General features: G+C 66.3%; 18 protein-coding genes. 14 read left to right on the forward strand and 4 right to left on the reverse strand.

All coding sequences use genetic code 11. The features are described from left to right. Positions 1-2: 2 nt before the first annotated feature. Positions 3-1,283: a phosphopyruvate hydratase gene (eno, locus tag ACEQX1_RS04525; RefSeq protein WP_024350622.1), complete on the forward strand. Its 1,281-nt coding sequence runs from the start codon at positions 3-5 to the stop codon at positions 1,281-1,283. 82 nt (positions 1,284-1,365) lie between these two features. Here the strand turns inward: eno and ACEQX1_RS04530 are convergent, their stop codons facing one another. Together ACEQX1_RS04530 and ACEQX1_RS04535 are read right to left on the reverse strand one after the other, a co-directional pair. Further along, positions 1,366-2,274, reverse strand: coding sequence for a formate/nitrite transporter family protein (locus ACEQX1_RS04530; protein ID WP_370192300.1), 909 nt, complete (start codon positions 2,272-2,274; stop codon positions 1,366-1,368). Between the two features lie 113 nt (positions 2,275-2,387). Beyond that, entirely contained in the window at positions 2,388-3,365 is a 978-nt protein-coding gene (locus tag ACEQX1_RS04535) for a formate/nitrite transporter family protein (RefSeq protein ID WP_370192299.1), read from the reverse strand. 190 nt (positions 3,366-3,555) lie between these two features. On the opposite strand from ACEQX1_RS04535, the gene ACEQX1_RS04540 reads away from it, so the two are divergent. The 10 genes from ACEQX1_RS04540 to ACEQX1_RS04585 all read left to right on the forward strand — a co-directional run bounded on the left by ACEQX1_RS04540 (position 3,556) and on the right by ACEQX1_RS04585 (position 12,737). Further along, positions 3,556-3,864: a septum formation initiator family protein gene (locus ACEQX1_RS04540; RefSeq protein ID WP_187389733.1), complete on the forward strand. Its 309-nt coding sequence runs from the start codon at positions 3,556-3,558 to the stop codon at positions 3,862-3,864. 287 nt (positions 3,865-4,151) lie between these two features. Then, positions 4,152-5,270: a pyruvate dehydrogenase (acetyl-transferring) E1 component subunit alpha gene (gene pdhA, locus ACEQX1_RS04545; RefSeq protein ID WP_370196542.1), complete on the forward strand. Its 1,119-nt coding sequence runs from the start codon at positions 4,152-4,154 to the stop codon at positions 5,268-5,270. An 11-nt stretch (positions 5,271-5,281) separates the two neighbouring features. Next, on the forward strand, positions 5,282-6,724 hold the full coding sequence (locus tag ACEQX1_RS04550) for a pyruvate dehydrogenase complex E1 component subunit beta (protein ID WP_370196543.1): 1,443 nt from the start codon (positions 5,282-5,284) through the stop codon (positions 6,722-6,724). 4 nt (positions 6,725-6,728) lie between these two features. Next, positions 6,729-7,211: an SRPBCC domain-containing protein gene (locus tag ACEQX1_RS04555; RefSeq protein WP_370194953.1), complete on the forward strand. Its 483-nt coding sequence runs from the start codon at positions 6,729-6,731 to the stop codon at positions 7,209-7,211. A gap of 13 nt (positions 7,212-7,224) precedes the next feature. Beyond that, positions 7,225-8,628 (forward strand): pyruvate dehydrogenase complex dihydrolipoamide acetyltransferase, encoded by a 1,404-nt coding sequence (locus tag ACEQX1_RS04560; protein WP_370196544.1) that lies wholly within the window; start codon positions 7,225-7,227, stop codon positions 8,626-8,628. A gap of 9 nt (positions 8,629-8,637) precedes the next feature. Then, positions 8,638-9,285, forward strand: coding sequence for an SGNH/GDSL hydrolase family protein (locus ACEQX1_RS04565; RefSeq protein ID WP_370194949.1), 648 nt, complete (start codon positions 8,638-8,640; stop codon positions 9,283-9,285). A gap of 126 nt (positions 9,286-9,411) precedes the next feature. After that, positions 9,412-10,866: a dihydrolipoyl dehydrogenase gene (gene lpdA / locus ACEQX1_RS04570; RefSeq protein ID WP_370194947.1), complete on the forward strand. Its 1,455-nt coding sequence runs from the start codon at positions 9,412-9,414 to the stop codon at positions 10,864-10,866. An 82-nt stretch (positions 10,867-10,948) separates the two neighbouring features. Then, complete coding sequence (locus tag ACEQX1_RS04575; protein ID WP_024350632.1) at positions 10,949-11,203, forward strand: GlsB/YeaQ/YmgE family stress response membrane protein; 255 nt, start codon at positions 10,949-10,951, stop codon at positions 11,201-11,203. A 71-nt stretch (positions 11,204-11,274) separates the two neighbouring features. Then, positions 11,275-12,249, forward strand: a complete 975-nt coding sequence (lipA, locus tag ACEQX1_RS04580; RefSeq protein WP_370196562.1) for a lipoyl synthase — start codon at positions 11,275-11,277, stop codon at positions 12,247-12,249. Between the two features lie 11 nt (positions 12,250-12,260). Then, a complete protein-coding gene (locus ACEQX1_RS04585; RefSeq protein ID WP_187389727.1) occupies positions 12,261-12,737 on the forward strand; it encodes a type II toxin-antitoxin system RatA family toxin in 477 nt (158 codons plus the stop codon). Here the strand turns inward: ACEQX1_RS04585 and ACEQX1_RS04590 are convergent. Further along, a complete protein-coding gene (locus ACEQX1_RS04590) occupies positions 12,722-13,231 on the reverse strand; it encodes a CinA family protein (RefSeq protein WP_370194946.1) in 510 nt (169 codons plus the stop codon). The two genes, ACEQX1_RS04585 and ACEQX1_RS04590, sit on opposite strands and share 16 nt — an antisense overlap. Beyond that, positions 13,228-14,418: a bifunctional 2-C-methyl-D-erythritol 4-phosphate cytidylyltransferase/2-C-methyl-D-erythritol 2,4-cyclodiphosphate synthase gene (locus ACEQX1_RS04595; protein WP_370194945.1), complete on the reverse strand. Its 1,191-nt coding sequence runs from the start codon at positions 14,416-14,418 to the stop codon at positions 13,228-13,230. The genes ACEQX1_RS04590 and ACEQX1_RS04595 overlap by 4 nt, the downstream gene beginning before the upstream one ends. Before the next feature lie 181 nt (positions 14,419-14,599). Here ACEQX1_RS04595 and dusB point away from each other — a divergent pair, with 181 nt between their 5' ends. The 3 genes from dusB to ntrC are packed head-to-tail and all read left to right on the forward strand — an operon-like array spanning position 14,600 to position 18,226. Beyond that, a complete protein-coding gene (dusB, locus tag ACEQX1_RS04600; protein WP_370194944.1) occupies positions 14,600-15,625 on the forward strand; it encodes a tRNA dihydrouridine synthase DusB in 1,026 nt (341 codons plus the stop codon). A gap of 3 nt (positions 15,626-15,628) precedes the next feature. After that, the gene (locus ACEQX1_RS04605) at positions 15,629-16,771 is read left to right on the forward strand and encodes a nitrogen regulation protein NR(II) (RefSeq protein WP_187389725.1); all 1,143 of its coding nucleotides are present in this window, start codon (positions 15,629-15,631) and stop codon (positions 16,769-16,771) included. 9 nt (positions 16,772-16,780) lie between these two features. After that, positions 16,781-18,226, forward strand: a complete 1,446-nt coding sequence (gene ntrC, locus ACEQX1_RS04610) for a nitrogen regulation protein NR(I) (RefSeq protein WP_370194943.1) — start codon at positions 16,781-16,783, stop codon at positions 18,224-18,226. Positions 18,227-18,302 lie beyond the last annotated feature (76 nt).

Raw genomic sequence — 18,302 nt, forward strand, 5'->3', positions numbered from 1 at the left:
GCATGACCGCGATCATCGACATCATCGGACGCGAAATTCTCGACAGCCGGGGCAACCCCACGGTCGAAGTCGACGTCATCCTGGAAGACGGCACGCTGGCCCGCGCGGCGGTGCCGTCCGGCGCTTCGACGGGCGCCCATGAGGCGGTCGAGCTGCGTGACGGCGGCAGCCGCTACATGGGCAAGGGCGTCCAGAAGGCGGTCGACGCGGTGAATGGCGAGATCCTCGAGGCGATCGGCGGCTACGAGGCCGAGGACCAGATCCGCATCGACGCCGCCATGCGCGAACTCGACGGCACCCCGAACAAGAGCCGGCTCGGCGCCAATGCGATCCTTGGCGTGTCGCTGGCCGTCGCCAAGGCCGCGGCCGATGCCTCGGCGCTGCCGCTCTACCGCTATGTCGGCGGCGCCTCGGCGCATGTGCTGCCCGTGCCGATGATGAACATCATCAATGGCGGCGCCCATGCCGACAACCCGATCGACTTCCAGGAATTCATGATCATGCCGGTCGGCGCCGAGCGCTTCTCGGACGCGCTGCGGATGGGCGCGGAAGTCTTCCACACGCTGAAGAAGATGCTGAAGGACGCCGGCCACAACACCAATGTCGGCGATGAAGGCGGCTTCGCGCCGGGTCTGGCATCTGCGAAGGACGGTCTCGACTTCGTCATGCGGGCGATCGAGAAGGCCGGCTACAAGCCCGGCGAGGACATGTTCCTGGCGCTCGACTGCGCCTCGACCGAGTTCTTCAAGAACGACGTCTACGACCTCGAAGGCGAGGGCCGGAAGCTGTCGCCGGACGACATGGCCGGCTATCTGGCCGAGCTCGCTGGCGCCTATCCGATCATCTCGATCGAGGACGGCATGGCCGAGGACGACTGGGCTGGCTGGAAGACGCTGACCGAGAAGACCGGCGCCACCGTGCAGCTCGTTGGCGACGATCTCTTCGTGACCAATTCGGAGCGCCTGCGCGACGGCATCGCCAAGGGCGTCGCCAATTCGATCCTCGTCAAGGTCAACCAGATCGGCACGCTCACCGAGACGCTGGACGCGGTCAATGTCGCACACCGGGCCGGCTACACCGCCGTCATGTCGCATCGCTCGGGCGAAACCGAGGATTCGACCATCGCCGATCTCGCGGTCGCGACCAATTGCGGGCAGATCAAGACCGGTTCGCTCGCCCGTTCGGACCGGCTCGCCAAGTACAACCAGCTTCTGCGGATCGAAGAGGAACTGGGCGACCAGGCGGTCTATGCCGGTCGCTCGATCCTGCGCGCGCGGGGCTGACCAGCCTGCCGCTTCGGCGGCGCAGAGAACGTATGGAAATAGGGCGCCAGCGAAAGCCGGCGCCCTTTTTCGTGTCCGGCGGTCAGTTGCCGCGCTGATCGAGCTCGTTGACGACCTGGCCGTAGCTGATCAGCGAGAACAGCGCTGATCCGCCAAGGACGTTGCCGAGCAGGGCCGGCAGGTAGAAGCCGACAAGCGCGTCCTGCACCGACATCCGGCCCGCGAACATCAGCGCCATCGCCTCCACCGAACCCGCGACCACATGGGCGAGGTGGAAGAGGGCGATCAGGTAGGTCAGGAGCGCGATGACCAGGAAGCCCGAGCGGTCGGCCGAGGGCAGCAGCCAGACGACCGTCGCCATCAGCCAGCCCGCCGCGATACCGCGCAGCAGCATGTAGTGGAAGGCCGGCTCCATCGCCTCGGCGGAGAGGGTGAGCGCCGCCTCGCGAATCTCCGGCGCATTGAGGACATCGTAGGCGATGCCGGCGCCGAACACCGCGGTTCCCACCATGTTGGCGGCCAGAACCACCGCCCACAGCCGCACCAGGGCCACGACGCCCTTCCAGCGTCGCCGCGCCAGGACGGGCAGGGTGGCGCTGAGGGTGATCTCGGTGAAGAGCTGCTGGCGGCCGAGAATGACGATCAGGAAGCCGACCGAATAGCCCCAGGATTCCAGCAGCGGCCGCCAGGGCGCATCGGGCAGATACGCCCTGAGCGCCGCCATGGTGTAGACCGAAAAGCCGATCGACAGGCCGGCGGCAAGGCCCGACCACCAGAGGCTGGCCGTCGGCCGGGTCAGTTCGTCCTCGCCCTCCTGGCGGACGATCTCGTAGACCGCCAGCGGGCGCAGCTTCAGCCGATCGTCGATCTGGTGCAGTTCGCCCTCGGTGAGGGTGGAGCCTTCCTTCTCGATCCGCTGTTCGGTGACGTCATTCGAATGCCGGCGCTTGCCGGCATCATGGACGGCTTTCGCCGATGTCTGTTCATCCATGTCCATCTTCGCGTTCGGTGATGCCGCCGCGGGACGGCCATTGTCCCCAACATGGGACCGAGCGCCCGCGACGACAGAGCCGGGCGGTGAACAGCGGGTCACCGCCCTTTGCGTCAGCTCACCTTCGGACGCTCGCCGGGCGGCCGACCCTTGGCGCCCAGCATCCATTCGCGCCAGGACAGGCGCTCGCCGTAACGCTCGAACAGTGCCGAATCCTCGTGGGCAGCGAACTGGGAATAGTTCAGGACGGCCACGAAGGTGACGCCGCCGATGGTGTTGCCGAGCAGGACCGGCAGTACGAACATCGGGAACAGCGGCAGGAACGCGACTTCCTCCAGCCGGAAGCTGAGGAAGAACACCTCCACCGACGAGGTGATGACGTGGAAGAAGCCGCCGACGCCGACGAAATACATCAGCAGCCAGACGAACAGGATCTTCGACACCGTGTCGCGGCCGCCATGGACCAGCCAGACCATGGCCGCGACGATCCAGCCGGCGATGACGCCCTTGGAAAACAGCGAGAACCAGCCGGTCTCGTAGGCTTCGTGGCCCATCTCCAGGGCTCTTTCCAGCCGCTCCGGCGTCATCACGTCGAAATAGGCCAGCAGCCCGGCGGCGCCGACGGCGCCGATCATGTTGGCGACCAGCACCACACCCCACAGCCGCAGGAGGTTGCGCAGGCTGGCGAGCTTGGTGAGGACCAGAACGACCGGCGTCAGCGTGTTCTCGGTGAAGAGCTGGTAGCGGCCGAGAACGATGATCAGGAAGCCGACCGGGTAGAGCAGATTGCCCAACAGGCCGGGTGTCGCCTCGCCAGAGGCCTCGGTGAAGACGACGCGCGCGAGGAAGGTCAGGCCGAGGGCGCCACCGGCGCCGATCCCGCTCCAGAAGAGATAGCGGTTGTTGGCATCCAGTTCGTCATCGGCGGTGGACAGCACCCGCGCGAAGATCTCCTCGAAGGCGAAGAAGTCCGACAGGGTCTCGCCTTCGGACGGCGCATTGTCGAGCGAATCCTCGGGATCGGCCCGGCGCATCGCCTCCTCTTCTTCCTGGTGGCGGCGTGCCTTCGGGTCGTCCTCTTCGTGAGCCATGCATGTATCCTCGGTAGGGTCGCGGCGGATGGGCGCCGGTGCGGCTCATCTAGCGCCGCCGCGCGATTGCGGAAGATCCCCCGTCCATGCCGGCGTTGATTCCGCGCCGGCAGCGCAGATTGCACCGCGCGTGCCGTGGTTTACGCGGCCTTAAGCGGAACATGCGAAGGGTCGGGAAAAGGAGGGCCCGATGCGCACCATCCAGAAACGCCAAAGCCGGATCGGCGGCCTCATCGTGCCGGCGATCACCGTCAGCTTCCTCGCCTATTTCGCGATTCACGCCCATAGCGGCAAATACGGCATCGAGGCGAAGGCCGAACTGACACGCGACCTCGCGGTGAAGAGCGCGCGTCTCGACGAACTCGAGAACCGCCGCGAACGCCTCGAGCGCCGGGTGCAGCTGCTGCATGACGGGACGCTGGAACGCGACATGATCGACGAGCGGGCGCGGCGCGCGCTCAACGTGACGACGCCCGAAGAGATCGTCATCCTGCGATAGGCAGGACGCCAGCCGATATTGCATCTGCACAATGATGGCGGGTTTGACCGGCGGCAGTGCCGCCGGACGGTGTATTTCGGCCCGAATTCGCGTGCCGAACGACCGCCTGCGCGCACGAAAACGACCCATCATAGACTTAAACGCAATCTCGGTTGAATTTGCTGCATTGCAGCAAGTAAACCGGAATCCGATTAAAGCGCGCGGCGTCGCTTGATGGGTGGTGCGGAGCATCTATACTCGGGGTGAATTGTAGCCGCGAATTGGCGGATCAAGACCCGGAGGCAGCATTGGCGGCCAGGCAGAGCAAGACACCCGCATCCAAGAAGGCCGCAGGCCCCTCGGGCGACGGCGCGGTTTCCACGGCGGCTTCGTCCGCGGAGATCGTCAAGACGCTCGAGCACTTCGACGCGCCCGCGCCCGCAACCTTTTCCAAGGACGAGGAGATTCGCGCCTATCGCGACATGCTCCTCATCCGCCGCTTCGAGGAAAAGGCCGGCCAGCTTTACGGCATGGGCTTTATCGGCGGCTTCTGCCACCTCTATATCGGTCAGGAAGCGGTCGTTGTCGGCATGCAGATGGCGATGAAGGAAGGCGACGAGGTCGTCACCGGCTATCGAGATCACGGCCACATGCTGGCCACCGGCATGGAAGCGCGCGGCGTGATGGCCGAGCTCACGGGCCGCCGCTCGGGCTATTCCAAGGGCAAGGGCGGCTCGATGCACATGTTCTCGAAGGAGAAGAAATTCTTCGGCGGGCACGGCATCGTCGGCGCGCAGGTGCCGATCGGCACCGGGCTCGCCTTCTCCAATCGCTACAAGGGCAATGATTCGATCTCGATCACCTATTTCGGTGACGGCGCGGCCAACCAGGGCCAGGTCTATGAGAGCTTCAACATGGCCTCGCTGTGGAAGCTGCCGGTCGTCTACGTGATCGAGAACAACCGCTACGCCATGGGCACCTCGGTGAACCGGGCCTCGGCGGAGACGAATTTCGCCCATCGCGGCCTGTCGTTCAAGATTCCGGGCATCCAGGTCGACGGCATGGATGTGCGGGCGGTCAAGGCCGCCGGCGATCTGGCCGCGGAGCATTGCCGCTCGGGCGAGGGGCCGATCATCCTCGAGATGATGACCTATCGCTATCGCGGCCATTCCATGTCCGATCCGGCCAAGTATCGCAGCCGCGACGAGGTCCAGAAGATGCGGTCGGAGTCCGATCCGATCGAACAGGTCAAGCGCCGGCTCATGGAAGAGCAGGGCATGTCCGAGGACGACGTCAAGGACATCGACAAGAAGGTCCGCGAGATCGTCGCCGACTCGGCCGATTTCGCCCAGAATGATCCCGAGCCGGACGTCTCCGAGCTGTGGACCGACATCTATGCGGACGTGCTTCCGCAGGCGGCCGAGTAGGGGAACCGACCATGCCGATTCAAATCCTGATGCCCGCCCTGTCCCCGACCATGGAGGAGGGCAACCTCTCCAAGTGGATCAAGCAGGAAGGCGACACCGTATCGCCCGGCGACGTGATCGCCGAGATCGAGACCGACAAGGCGACGATGGAAGTCGAAGCCGTCGAGGAAGGCACGCTGGGCAAGATCCTGGTCCCGGCCGGTACCGAAGGCGTGCGGGTGAACGCCCCGATCGCCCTGCTCTTGGCCGAGGGCGAGGACGAAAGCGCGTTGGAGGACGGTGCCGCGACCGCGGCGAAGTCCGCGCCCGACGAGTCTGCGAAGCACGACGAGGCGCCGGCGGCCGCCGAGACGTCCGCATCTTCGGGCGTTGACATGGAAGCGCGCCGGGTGCCCGCCGAGGGCAAGGTTCACCCCGAGCCCGAGGACGAGGTCGGCGCGTTCGGCCAGGAGATCCCCGAGGGCACCGAGATGGTGTCGACCACGGTCCGCGAGGCGCTGCGCAGCGCCATGGCCGAGGAGCTTCGCCGCGACGACGACGTCTTCGTCATGGGTGAGGAGGTTGCCGAGTACGAGGGCGCCTACAAGATCACTCAGGGCCTGCTGGCCGAATTCGGTGCCCGCCGCATTGTCGATACGCCGATCACCGAGCACGGCTTTGCCGGTCTGGGCGTCGGCGCGGCCTTCGGTGGCCTGAAGCCGATCGTCGAGTTCATGACCTTCAACTTCGCCATGCAGGCGATTGACCAGATCATCAATTCGGCGGCCAAGACGCTGTACATGGCCGGCGGCCAGATGGGCTGCCCGATCGTGTTCCGCGGTCCGAACGGCGCCGCGGCGCGCGTTGCGGCCCAGCACAGCCAGGACTACGCGGCGTGGTACAGCCACATTCCGGGTCTGAAGGTGGTGCAGCCCTATACGGCGGCCGACGCCAAGGGTCTGCTGAAGTCGGCGATCCGTGACCCGAATCCGGTCATCTTCCTCGAAAACGAGATCCTCTACGGCCAGAGCTTCGACGTTCCGGCGATCGACGACTGGACCGTGCCGATCGGCAAGGCCCGCATCCACCGCAAGGGCAAGGACGTCACCATCGTCTCCTTCGGCATCGGCATGACCTATGCGGTCAAGGCCGCCGAGGAACTGGCGGCCGAGGGCATCGACGCGGAGGTCATCGATCTGCGCACGATCCGTCCGATGGACATCGACAGCGTCGTGCGGTCGGTCAAGAAGACCAATCGCTGCGTCACCGTCGAGGAAGGCTGGCCGCAGGGCTCGGTCGGCGAGCATATCGCCTCCGAACTGATGGTCCGCGCCTTCGATCATCTCGACGCGCCGGTGCTCAAGGTCTGCGGCAAGGACGTGCCGATGCCCTATGCGGCCAATCTCGAGAAACTGGCGCTGCCGTCGGTCAAGGACGTGATCGATGCGGTCAAGGCCGTGACCTATCGGGACTGATGCCATGGCGAGCGGTACGGCTCATCCCGGTGCGGCAGGCGACGATGCGGGCCTTGTCCTGGTTCAGGATATCGACGCGTCGCCGGCAGCCGTCTGGGAGTGCCTGACCGAGCCGGCCTGTTTCAGGAGCTGGTGGCGCGAGACGGTGGAGTTCGAGCCGCGGCTCGGCGGCCATCTCTTGGAGCCATGGACGGATGCCGACGGCGTCGAGCATCTGACCCGGGCCGAAGTCACCGCCTACCACCCGCCGCACGGACTGGTGATGGTCTGGGCCGACGCGGACTGGGGCTTCGACACCGTCGTCTCGGTGTCGCTGGAGCCGCTGGGGGACGGCACGCGGGTGACGATCGAACATCAGGGCTGGCAGGCTGCGCCCGAAGCGGATCGCGCGGCCCTTCTGCTCGACCACAGGAATGGCTGGTCGCATCACCTGTCCAGGCTGACCGACCACGCACACGAACATGATGCCCGGCGCAAGGGCCATTGAGGAGACGTTCCGGATGCCCATCAATGTGACGATGCCCGCGCTCTCGCCGACGATGGAGGAGGGCAACCTCGCCAAGTGGCTGGTGGCCGAGGGCGACACGGTTTCAGCCGGTGACATCATCGCCGAGATCGAGACCGACAAGGCGACCATGGAAGTAGAGGCCGTCGACGAGGGCAAAATTGCCAAGATCGTCGTTGCCGCCGGCACCGAGGGCGTGAAGGTCAACGCCGTCATCGCCATTCTGGCCGCCGACGGCGAGAGCGTCGAGGACGCCGCCAAGGGCGGCGGCTCGGTTGAGGCGTCGGACGAGAAGGGCGGTACGATGGTCGCCGATCCGAAAGCCGACGCGGCCGTGACCGGTTCGGAAGCCGACGCGAAGGATGCCGAAAAGCGTGGCGACAGCCGTCCGGCGGCCGATGCCAAGAGCGCATCGTCCGGGCAGGGCGGTTCGGGTGATCGCGTCTTCGCGTCGCCTCTCGCGCGCCGGCTCGCCAAGGATGCCGGGCTGGATCTCGGCACAGTGCAGGGCTCCGGTCCGCATGGCCGGATCGTCAAGGCCGACATCGAGAGCGCGAAGGCATCGGGTGGCGCTCGCAAGGCCGCTGATGCGCCGGCTGCCAAGAGCGAGGCCGCGCCGGCCCCGGCAGCGGCGCCTGTCGCCAAGGGCACCAGCGACGAGGCTGTTCTCAAGCTGTTCGAAGAGGGCTCCTACGAGAAGATCCCGCATGACGGCATGCGCAAGACCATCGCCAAGCGCCTGGTCGAGGCCAAGTCCACGGTCCCGCATTTCTACCTGACGCTCGACTGCGAGCTCGATGCGCTTCTGGCGCTGCGCAAGCAGCTCAACGAGGCGGCGCCGATGATCAAGACCGATGCGGGCGACAAGCCGGCCTACAAGCTGTCGGTCAACGACATGATCATCAAGGCGATGGCGCTGGCGCTGAAGGCGGTGCCGACGGCCAACGTGTCCTGGACCGAATCGGCCATGCTGCAGCACAAGCACGCCGATGTCGGCGTCGCGGTGTCGATCGAGGGCGGCCTGATCACCCCGATCATCCGGCGCGCCGAGGAGAAGACCCTGTCGGCCATCTCCAACGAGATGAAGGATCTCGCCAAGCGCGCCCGGGCCCGCAAGCTGAAGCCCGAGGAATATCAGGGCGGCACCACGGCCGTGTCCAATCTCGGCATGTTCGGCATCAAGGACTTCGCCGCGGTGATCAATCCGCCTCATGCGACGATCCTGGCGGTCGGCGCGGGCGTGCAGCGGGCGGTGGTCAAGAACGGCGCCGTGACCGTCGCCACCATGATGAGCGTGACCCTGTCGACCGACCACCGGGCCGTGGACGGCGCGCTGGGCGCCGAACTGGCGGTGGCGTTCAAGCAGCTGATTGAAAACCCGATGTCGATGCTGGTCTAGGGCGGGCCGATGAAAACCGTCCTGTGCTACGGCGACTCGCTGACCTGGGGCTACAACCCCGAGACCGGACTGCGCCACGACTACGACAGCCGCTGGCCGAACGTGCTGGCCAGTGCGCTGGGCGACGACGTGGTGGTCATCACCGATGCGCTGAACGGCCGGACCACGGTCTTTGACGACCAGATGGTGATGGCCGAGCGCAACGGGGTGAAGACCCTGCCGACGGCGCTGGGCGCGCATCAGCCGCTCGACCTCGTCGTCCTGATGCTGGGCACCAACGATCTGAAGCGGCACACCGGCGGCGGCCGGGTCTTCGAGTCGCGTCAGGGCATGGAGCGGCTGGTCGAGATCATCCTGACCTTCCCCTATCAGCGGGGCTATGAGGCACCGAAGATCCTGATCGTCGCGCCGCCGATGTTCTGCGCGACCACGGAGCCGGACTTCACGCTGCTCTTCGGCCATGCGCTCGAGGAATCCCAGCATTTCCGTTCGGCCTGCACGAAGGTCGCGGAGGAATATGGATGCGCCATGTTCGACGCGTCCGAGGTCTGCGAAACGACGCCGCTCGACGGCATCCATCTGTCGGCGGAGCATACCCGCGCGCTCGGCGAGGCGCTGATCGCGCCGGTCAAGGCATTGCTCGACGAAACGGCATGAGCCAGCCGCAGCTGCCTTGCGTCCGGCGCAGGGCAGCCTTCGCGGCCGCACCCATCCGGCCTGGTGACGCACGGTTCGCGCCCGCACACCCGGCCCACGAAGTTCCGGCGTCCCAGGAGACCACCCATGGCTGACACCTACGACATCCTCATCATCGGCGGCGGCCCCGGCGGCTATGTCGCGGCGATCCGTGCCGCGCAGCTGGGCTTCAAGACGGCCGTCGTGGAGCGCGAGCATCTCGGCGGCATCTGCCTCAACTGGGGCTGCATCCCGACCAAGGCGCTGCTGCGCTCGGCCGAGATCTTCCACTATGCCGAGAATGCGACGGCCTACGGCCTGAAGATCGCCAATCCGGACTTCGACATGGAAGCGGTGGTCAAGCGTTCGCGCGGCGTCTCGGCGCAGCTGAACGGCGGCGTCGGCTACCTGATGAAGAAAAACAAGATCGACGTCATCTGGGGTGAGGCGAAGATCACCAAGGCCGGCAAGGGTGGCCCGGTCGAGGTCTCGGTCGGCAAGATGAAGAAGCCCGTCGTCGAGCCGCAGAACCCGGTTCCGAAGGGCGTTCTCGGCGAGGGCAGCTACAAGGCCAAGCATGTGATCGTCGCCACCGGCGCCCGCCCGCGGGTGCTGCCGGGGATCGAGCCGGACGGTGACCGGATCTGGACCTATTTCGAGGCGATGAAGCCGAAGGCGATGCCCAAGAGCCTCATCGTCATGGGCTCCGGCGCCATCGGCATCGAGTTCGCCTCCTTCTACCGCACCATGGGCGCCGATGTGACGGTGGTCGAGCTCTTACCGCAGATCATGCCGGTCGAGGATGCCGAGATCGCCGCCGTCGCCCGCAAGCAGTTCGAGAAGCAAGGCCTGAAGATCCTCACCGACGCCAAGGTGGCGAAGGTCGAGAAGGGCGGCGACGGCGTGTCCGTCACCGTCGAGACCAAGGACGGCAAGTCGCAGGTTCTGAAGGCCGAGCGGCTGATCTCCGCCGTCGGCGTGCAGGGCAACACCGAAGGGCTCGGCCTCGAGGATGTCGGCGTCGCCATCGAGCGCGGCATCGTCAAGATCGACGGCTACGGCAAGACGAATGTTGAGGGCGTCTACGCCATCGGCGATGTCGCCGGCCCGCCGATGCTGGCGCACAAGGCCGAGCATGAGGGCACGATCTGCGTCGAGAAGATCAAGGGTCTCGACGTCCACCCGATGAAGAAGACCGAGATTCCCGGCTGCACCTATTGCCAGCCGCAGGTCGCCAGCGTCGGCCTGACCGAAGCCAGGGCCAAGGAAGCCGGGCACGCGGTCAAGGTCGGCCGGTTCAACTTCAAGGGCAACGGCAAGGCGATCGCGCTCGGCGAGCCGGAGGGGCTGGTCAAGACCGTCTTCGACGCCAAGACCGGCGAACTCCTCGGCGCCCATATGGTCGGCGCCGAAGTCACCGAACTGATCCAGGGCTTTGTCATTGCCATGGGGCTGGAGACGACCGAGGAAGAGCTCATGCACACGGTCTTCCCGCATCCGACCCTGTCGGAAATGATGCATGAGAGCGTTCTCGACGCCTATGGCCGCGTCATCCACATGTAGATTCCGCCCGCTGCCCTCTTGCCTCGTTTTCGCCCGCGCTAGCTACCGTCCGAGAAGTCAAACGCGACAAGGAGTCTCAGGAATGATCGGTAGTTTTCTCGCAGCCATTATCGTTGGCGGCATTGCAGGTTGGCTGGCAGAAAAAGTCATGAAGAGCGACATGGGCGTCCTCATGAACATCATCCTCGGCGTGGTTGGCGCCATCGTGCTGAGCCTCATCCTGCGTCTGACAGGGCTGGGCTCCGGTGCGAGCGCTTCCTTCTCCTGGGAATATCTGATCGTCGGATTCGTGGGCGCCTGCCTGCTGATCTTCATCGTGCGTCTGTTCCGGCGCTAGTCACCGGTCCCGCACGAATGACTGCGCCGCGGTGGATTGCACCGGGGCGCCCGGGAGCTTAATTGAAGCCCATGGTCACCGTGCTCGATAACCGCCTTGCGGTCGAGGCCAAGCCTCGACCGCGGCATCCCGAAAAAGCCCATCGTCCGGATCAGGCGACGACCCTGCGCAAACCGGACTGGTTGCGCGTCAAGGCGCCGGGCTCGAAGGGCTACCAGGAAACGCGCGAGATCGCGCGGTCCAACAACCTCATCACCGTGTGCGAAGAGGCCGGCTGCCCCAATATCGGCGGCTGCTGGGAGAAGAAGCACGCGACCTTCATGATCATGGGCGGGATTTGCACCCGCGCCTGCGCCTTCTGCAACGTGGCGACCGGCATGCCGAAGCCGCTCGACGAGAGCGAGCCGGAGAGCGTCGGCCGGGCCGTCGCGGCCATGGGGCTGAACCATGTCGTCATCACCTCGGTCGATCGTGACGATCTGGCCGATGGCGGCGCCCAGCATTTCGTCGAGACGATCCGCGCCATTCGCGCCGCGGCGTCCGGCACGACCATCGAGATCCTGACGCCGGACTTCCTGCGCAAGCCGGGCGCGCTCGAGGCCGTGGTCGCGGCCCGGCCCGACGTCTTCAACCACAATCTGGAAACCGTGCCGTCGAAATATCTGACGGTGCGCCCGGGCGCCCGCTACGTCCACTCGATCCGGCTGCTGCAGCGGGTGAAGGAACTCGATCCGACGATCTTCACCAAGTCCGGCATCATGGTCGGTCTCGGCGAGGAGCGGAACGAGGTGTTGCAGTTGATGGACGATCTGCGCTCGGCCGATGTCGACTTCCTGACCATCGGCCAGTACCTGCAGCCGACCAAGAAGCACCATGCGGTGATGCGGTTCGTCACGCCGGAGGAGTTTAAGTCCTTCGAGACCGTGGCCCTGTCGAAGGGCTTCCTGGTCGTGTCGGCCAGCCCGCTGACCCGTTCGTCGCATCACGCCGGCGAGGATTTCGAACGGCTGAAGGCGGCGCGGCTCGCCCGTCGCGCGGCCGCCTGACAGCGACGATTATGGCTCACTTCCAGACCACCCGGCGCGTGCACCACTCCGCCGACGAGATGTTCGCGCTGGTCGCCGATGTCGAGAAATACCCCGAGTTCCTCCCGCTCTGCCAGCAGCTGAACGTGCGCTCGCGGCGCGAACGCGACGGCAAGACGCTGCTGGTGGCCGACATGACCGTCGCCTACAAGATGGTCCGCGAGACCTTCTCGACGCAGGTGCTGCTGAAGCCGGACGAGCGCCGCATCGACGTGAAATATGTCGAGGGCCCGTTCCGCTATCTCGACAATCGCTGGGATTTCGTGCCGGTCGGCGAGGATGCCTGCGACGTCAAGTTCGACATCGAGTACGAGTTCAAGAGCCGCACGCTGGGGCTTTTGATGGGCTCGATGTTCGACTACGCCTTCCGGCGCTTTGCTGAGGCCTTCGAGGCGCGCGCGGACGTGATCTATGGCGACGGTGCCCGGAGCGCTCAGAGCGCCGGCTGATCCGCGAGCGCATCGAGCAGCATGTCCAGCGCGACACCGACGCTGGCGCTCCTGATGTCCGCCCGACCGAGCGGGCCGAAGCGGCATTCCCGATGGCGGGTGGTTGTCGGCCCCGCGCAGGCGAAGTGCACGAGGCCCACCGGCTTGTCGGCCGAGCCGCCGCCCGGGCCGGCAATCCCCGTGACGGAGATTGCGACGCTCGCGCCGGACGCGCGGCGCGCCCCCTCGGCCATCTCGCACGCTACCGGTTCGGACACCGCACCGTGTTCTGCCAGGGTCGCGGCATCGACGCCGATCATCTCGATTTTCGCGGCATTGGAATAGGTGACATAGCCACGGTCGAGCACGGCGGACGAGCCGGCAATGTCGGTGAGGGCCGCCGCAATCATTCCGCCCGTGCAGGATTCGGCCGTCGCAATGGTCAGGCCGGCCTTCGCATAGGCATCGATGACGCCGCGTGCCTTCGCCGCGATCACCGTCGCATCGGCACTCACCGGGTCTCTCCATAGGACACGCTGGCCGTCGCGATCGCGGCGATGCCCTCGCGCCGGCCGACGAAGCCGATGGTCTCGTTGGTCGTCGCCTTCACCGATACCCGCTCCGCGTCGAGCCCGGTCATCGTGGCGATCGCTGCGCACATGGCAGCGCGATGCGGCGCAATCTTCGGCGCCTCGCAGATCAGCGAGATATCCGCATTCATGATCCGGCCGCCCTTGGCCCGGACGATCTCCACCGCCTTCTCCACGAAAATGCGCGACGGCGCCCCGCGCCATTGCGGGTCGCTGGGCGGGAAGTGGTCGCCGATGTCGCCCGCGCCGCAGGTCGCCAGCAAGGCGTCGGTCAAGGCATGCAGGCCCACATCGGCGTCGGAATGGCCGTCCAGTGCCTGGTCGTGCGGAATGGCGATCCCGCAGAGGGTGACGTGGTCGCCCGCGACGAGGCGGTGCACGTCGTAGCCATTGCCTGTCCTGACATCGATCATCGGCCGTATTCCCCGCATCCGTTCGTCGGCCAGCGCGATATCACGAGCCGTCGTCAGTTTCACGTTTTCCGCCAGCCCTTCGACGAGACGAACGGGAAGGCCAGCCCATTCGGCAATGGAGGCGTCGTCGGTGAAATCGTCGCGCCCGGATGTCGCGGCAGCCTCATGGGCCGCGCAGATGGCCGCGAAGGGGAAACCCTGCGGCGTCTGCGCCGCGTACAGGTCGCGCCGGTCGACCGTGGCGGCGATCTGCCCGTCGGGGGCCGCCTTCTTCAACGTGTCGGGGACGGCGATGGCCGGGATGGCTCCTTCGGTCTCGCCAATGGCAGCAAGCGTGCGGTCGATCAGACCGGCGTCGACGAAGGGCCGGACGGCGTCGTGAATCAGCACCACATCGGGGGCAGGGTCCGCCAGCGCCCCCAGTCCGCGGCATACCGATTCCTGGCGAGTCGCGCCGCCGAGGGTGACTTGGACGCGGTCGAGGTCGTTTTGGAGGGCCGCGGCGAGCAGCGCGCGATCATCCCTGTGGATGACGATCACGATGCGGTCGATGCCGGGATGGTCGAGAAAGACGCGGACGGTGTGCGCGATCACCGCCCGTGAGGCCAGCGAACGGTACTGCTTGGGGCCCTCCACCGACTGGCCTGCGCGTTCGCCGCGTCCGGCCGCGACGATGACCGCAGCCACGCTCCGCTTCATCGTTCGATCCCCGTCACGTTTGCCTCGCCCGCGTGAACCATAGAGGGAAGCAGCTATGCAAGGCACGTGCTTGTCTTTTGTGCATGCCCGGATAAGTTACAGCCAAATGGCGAAAGAAACGACACATTCAGTAGACGCCCAAACATTGGGCGGTTCCGGCCCGACCCAGTCCTGCGTCCGGATGCCGCTTCATGTCGGTGGCCACAGGCTGGCGAACCGCGTGTTCCTTGCGCCTCTGTCAGGGATCTCCGACGTGCCGTTCCGGCGGCTGGCGCGGCGCTTCGGCGCCGGCATGGTGGTGTCGGAGATGGTCGCCAGCGGCGAGTTCGTCAAAGGCTGCGACGAGAGCGCGCTTCGGGCCATGCGCGACGGGCCGGGACTGCACGTCGTGCAGCTCGCCGGGCGTGATCCGGCCTGGATGCGGCGCGCCGCCGCGCAACTGGCCGACAACGGCACGGATATCATCGACATCAACATGGGCTGCCCCGCCAAGAAGGTCGTGGGCGGGCTGTCGGGTTCGGCGCTGATGCGCGAGCCGGACCTCGCCCTGCGGATCGTCGAGGCGACCGTGGCCGGGGCCGGCAGCGTGCCGGTGACCCTCAAGATGCGGCTCGGCTGGGACCGCGAGTCGATCAACGCGCCCGAACTGGCTGCCGCGGCCGAGGCCGCCGGTGTCGCCATGATCACGGTTCACGGACGCACCCGCAGCGACTTCTACGAAGGCCAGGCGGACTGGCCCGCCATTGCTGCCGTCCGGGCCGCCGTGTCCGTGCCGCTGGTCGCCAATGGCGATCTCGTCTCACCGGAACAGATCGCGGCGATGCTCGCCCAGAGCGGCGCCGACGCGGTGATGGTCGGCCGCGGGTCGCAGGGGCGTCCGTGGCTGCCGGGCCTGATGGCCGGTGCGATCGGGGCGGACGAACTGGCCCGCTTCTCGCTCGGCGATCTCGTGGCCGAGCACTATGCGGCGATGCTGGATCATTATGGCGCGCGCATCGGTGTGCGCCATGCCCGCAAGCATCTGGGCTGGTATCTCGACCGTTTCATCGCCGCCACCGGATCGGTGCCGGAAGCCGACCGGATGGCGGTCATGGCCGGCCAGGACCCGCAGGCCGTGCTGAGCGTTCTGCGCCACCTTTTCGCCGAGACCCGCCTTCTGGACGTCGAGCCGAGCCTCGCGCCCTCCGCCATGCAGGAAGCAGCCTGAACCATGAACGATGAAGCGGCCCCCATGGATCTGGCGGCGACACAGACACGTATTCTCAACGCGCTGCCGCACCCGGTGGTGGTCATCGACCGCAGCGGCCGGTTCCGCTTCGCCAATTCCGACGCCGAGCAGTTCTTCTCCGCCGGCATGTCGTATCTCGCCAAGCGGCGCCTGCAGGATTTCGTGCCGGCCGATAGCCCGCTCTTTGCGCTGATCGACCAGGTGCGCGAGCAGCAGGGCCGGATCAGCGAGTACCGGGTGGACGTGTCGTCGCCGCGGCTCGGCGGCGAGCGGCTGGTGGATCTCTATGTCTCGAACCTGCCCGACGATCCCGATCTCGTGGTGGTGATGATCCAGCTGCGCTCCATCGCCGAGAAGATGGACCGCCAGCTCACCCACCGCTCGGCGGCGCGCTCGGTCACCGGCCTTGCCGCCATGCTCGCCCATGAAATTCGCAATCCGCTGTCGGGGATCAAGGGCGCGGCGCAATTGCTGGCCACCTCGGCCAGCGACGAGGATCGCAGCCTGACGCGGCTGATCCAGGAAGAGAGCGACCGGATCGTCAAGCTCGTCGACCGAATGGAGGTGTTCTCGGACCAGCGGCCGATCGAGCGTTCGGCTGTGAACATCCATTCGGTCCTCGAACATGTGAAGACGCTGGCGCGTTCGGGCGTTGCCCGGAAGATCAAGATCATCGAGCTCTACGATCCGTCGCTGCCGCCAGTTTTCGCCAATCGCGACCAGCTGGTGCAGATCTTCCTGAACCTCGTGAAGAACGCCGCCGAGGCGGTGGGCGACCGCGAGGGTGGCGAAATCCGGCTTATCACCGCCTTCAAGCCGGGGGTGCGCCTGTCCGTGCCGGGCACCCGCGATCGCGTCACGCTGCCGCTGGAATTCACCGTCGAGGACAATGGCGCGGGCATCCCCGACGACATCCGCGAGCACATCTTCGACCCCTTCGTGACCACCAAGCCGAGCGGCTCAGGACTGGGCCTCGCCCTCGTCGCCAAGATCGTCGGCGACCATGGCGGTGTCATCGAGTGCGAGTCCCACGAAGGGCATACGAGCTTCCGCATTCTCATGCCGGCCTGGCGCGAGATCGCGGAAACGCCGGCAGACGCGCCCCATCCGGCATCGGAAGTCTGAGGAATTGGAATGAGCATGCAGATTCTCGTTGCCGACGATGACTCCGCCATCCGCACGGTGGTCTCACAGGCCCTGATGCGGGCGGGCTTCGAAGTCCGGGTTACCTCGAACATCGCGACGCTGTGGCGCTGGATCGCGGCGGGCGAGGGCGATCTCGTCATCACCGACGTGCTGATGCCCGACGGCAATGCCTTCGACACGCTGCCGAAGATCAAGAACTCGCGGCCCGATCTGCCGGTCATCGTGATGAGCGCGCAGAACACCTTCATGACCGCCATCAAGGCGTCGGAGAAGGGCGCCTACGACTACATTCCCAAGCCCTTCGACCTGACCGAGCTCGTCGCCATCGTGCGCCGGGCGCTGTCGGAGCCGAAGGAGAGCCGGCGCCCGGACGCGCCGGACGAACTGCATGATTCCATGCCGCTGGTGGGGCGCTCGCCGGCCATGCAGGATATCTACCGGGCGCTGGCCCGGATGATGCAGACCGACCTGACGGTGACCATCACGGGCGAATCGGGCACCGGCAAGGAGCTGGTCGCCCGCGCGCTGCACGATTACGGGCGCCGCCGCAAAGGCCCCTTCGTGGCCATCAACATGGCGGCAATCCCCCGCGAACTGATCGAGTCCGAGCTCTTCGGCCACGAAAAGGGCGCCTTCACCGGCGCGCAGGCCCGCACCAGCGGCCGCTTCGAGCAGGCCGAAGGCGGCACGCTGTTCCTGGACGAGATCGGCGACATGCCGATGGAGGCCCAGACCCGTCTGCTCCGGGTGCTGCAGCAGGGCGAATACACCGTCGTCGGCGGGCGCACGCCCATCGCCACCGACGTGCGGATCGTCGCGGCGACCAACAAGGATCTGCGCCAGCTCATCGCTCGTGGCCTGTTCCGCGAGGATCTGTTCTATCGCCTCAACGTGGTGCCGCTGCGCCTGCCGCCGCTACGCGAGCGCATCGAGGATCTGGCCGATCTCGCGCGCCACTTCTTCACCGAGGTCGAGAAGCAGGGACTGCCGCGCAAGGTGCTGAGCCAGGGCGCGCTGGACGTGATGCGGCGCTATCCGTGGCCCGGCAACGTCCGCGAACTGGAAAACCTCATCCGGCGTCTGTCGGCGCTCTATCCGCAGGATGAAATCTCGGCCGAGCTGGTCGAGCACGAGCTGTCGAACGACGTGGCCAAGACACCGGGTCTCGACGGCGACGGCGGCAAGCCCATCGATCTGAGCGCCGCGGTCGAGCGCTATCTGTCCGACTATTTCGCTTCCTTCGGCGACGATCTTCCGCCGCCCGGGCTGCACGGGCGGATCCTGCGGGAGGTCGAGTATCCGCTGATCGCGGCGGCACTGGCGGCCACGCGCGGCAATCAGGTGAAGGCGGCCGATCTCTTGGGGGTCAACCGCAACACCCTTCGCAAGAAGATCCGCGATCTCGACATCTCGGTGATTCGCGCGATCCGCTGAGCGGCATTTTCCAGCCTCGTTGCACTTTGGCCACATTCCGTTGCATTGTAGCAACGTGATGACCGGTTGCAGTGAT

The organism is Aurantimonas sp. (genome assembly GCF_964217435.1).
GTDB lineage: Bacteria > Pseudomonadota > Alphaproteobacteria > Rhizobiales > Rhizobiaceae > Aurantimonas > Aurantimonas coralicida.

Excerpts from the sequence above, each read along its gene's own strand:
- ACEQX1_RS04550 (WP_370196543.1), top strand. The coding sequence starts at position 5,282 with ATGCCGATTCAAATCCTGATGCCCGCCCTGTCCCCGACCATGGAGGAG.
- eno (WP_024350622.1), top strand. The coding sequence starts at position 3 with ATGACCGCGATCATCGACATCATCGGACGCGAAATTCTCGACAGCCGG.
- ACEQX1_RS04530 (WP_370192300.1), bottom strand. The coding sequence starts at position 2,274 with ATGGATGAACAGACATCGGCGAAAGCCGTCCATGATGCCGGCAAGCGC.
- lpdA (WP_370194947.1), top strand. The coding sequence starts at position 9,412 with ATGGCTGACACCTACGACATCCTCATCATCGGCGGCGGCCCCGGCGGC.
- ACEQX1_RS04585 (WP_187389727.1), top strand. The coding sequence starts at position 12,261 with ATGGCTCACTTCCAGACCACCCGGCGCGTGCACCACTCCGCCGACGAG.
- ACEQX1_RS04565 (WP_370194949.1), top strand. The coding sequence starts at position 8,638 with ATGAAAACCGTCCTGTGCTACGGCGACTCGCTGACCTGGGGCTACAAC.
- ACEQX1_RS04540 (WP_187389733.1), top strand. The coding sequence starts at position 3,556 with ATGCGCACCATCCAGAAACGCCAAAGCCGGATCGGCGGCCTCATCGTG.
- dusB (WP_370194944.1), top strand. The coding sequence starts at position 14,600 with ATGCCGCTTCATGTCGGTGGCCACAGGCTGGCGAACCGCGTGTTCCTT.
- ACEQX1_RS04555 (WP_370194953.1), top strand. The coding sequence starts at position 6,729 with ATGGCGAGCGGTACGGCTCATCCCGGTGCGGCAGGCGACGATGCGGGC.
- ACEQX1_RS04535 (WP_370192299.1), bottom strand. The coding sequence starts at position 3,365 with ATGGCTCACGAAGAGGACGACCCGAAGGCACGCCGCCACCAGGAAGAA.
- ACEQX1_RS04560 (WP_370196544.1), top strand. The coding sequence starts at position 7,225 with ATGCCCATCAATGTGACGATGCCCGCGCTCTCGCCGACGATGGAGGAG.
- lipA (WP_370196562.1), top strand. The coding sequence starts at position 11,275 with ATGGTCACCGTGCTCGATAACCGCCTTGCGGTCGAGGCCAAGCCTCGA.
- ACEQX1_RS04575 (WP_024350632.1), top strand. The coding sequence starts at position 10,949 with ATGATCGGTAGTTTTCTCGCAGCCATTATCGTTGGCGGCATTGCAGGT.
- ACEQX1_RS04605 (WP_187389725.1), top strand. The coding sequence starts at position 15,629 with ATGAACGATGAAGCGGCCCCCATGGATCTGGCGGCGACACAGACACGT.
- ntrC (WP_370194943.1), top strand. The coding sequence starts at position 16,781 with ATGAGCATGCAGATTCTCGTTGCCGACGATGACTCCGCCATCCGCACG.
- ACEQX1_RS04595 (WP_370194945.1), bottom strand. The coding sequence starts at position 14,418 with ATGAAGCGGAGCGTGGCTGCGGTCATCGTCGCGGCCGGACGCGGCGAA.